Here is a 533-nt window from a genome sequence, read left to right on the forward strand (position 1 = left end):
ATTTTCGCAACGGACGCAACGGGAATCACTTTAGACGTAAAAGAGTCGCGGTCTTGGCATAAAAGTTTTCCCGTAACGGGTATGCGCAACTGGCGCTAAGAGGGGAATACTTATAAATATTCGTGCTAATCCGTGCATTCGTGGCATAGAAAAATTAGCTAGGGACACTCTAATTTACCCGAAGGAGGTGGTTGTGGCCCAAGCTTGGGTCGTTTGATAGTGGGGTGCCGGAGCGTAAAAAAAATATTCCTGCCCATCCCTGGCAAACATCCCCGTGGCGGGCTTGGCGTGAAATGGTTCTCGCCGCGGGCGCAACGGGTTGTATTGGGTGAAAAACGTGGCGGTGGAAGGCATACCCCCTAACCTAACCCTGTTCATCTGTTCCCCCGTTCCTCCGTTCTTCTGTTCCCGGCCGGGCATAAAAAAAGCCACCTTGGCTGAACCAAGGTGGCTGATGAATGTGGCGGCGGCCTACTCTCCCGGGAGTAACCCCAGTACCATCGGCGCTGCGGGGCTTAACTTCTCTGTTCGGT

Annotated in this window: 1 rRNA gene; it reads right to left on the reverse strand. The window is 53.3% G+C overall.

The window, feature by feature from the left end:
- Positions 1 to 458: 458 nt before the first annotated feature.
- A 5S ribosomal RNA gene (rrf, locus tag DB520_RS27765) occupies positions 459 to 533 on the reverse strand; the annotation flags it as partial.

It is taken from the genome of Pleomorphovibrio marinus, assembly GCF_003347495.1.
GTDB lineage: Bacteria > Bacteroidota > Bacteroidia > Cytophagales > Cyclobacteriaceae > Pleomorphovibrio > Pleomorphovibrio marinus.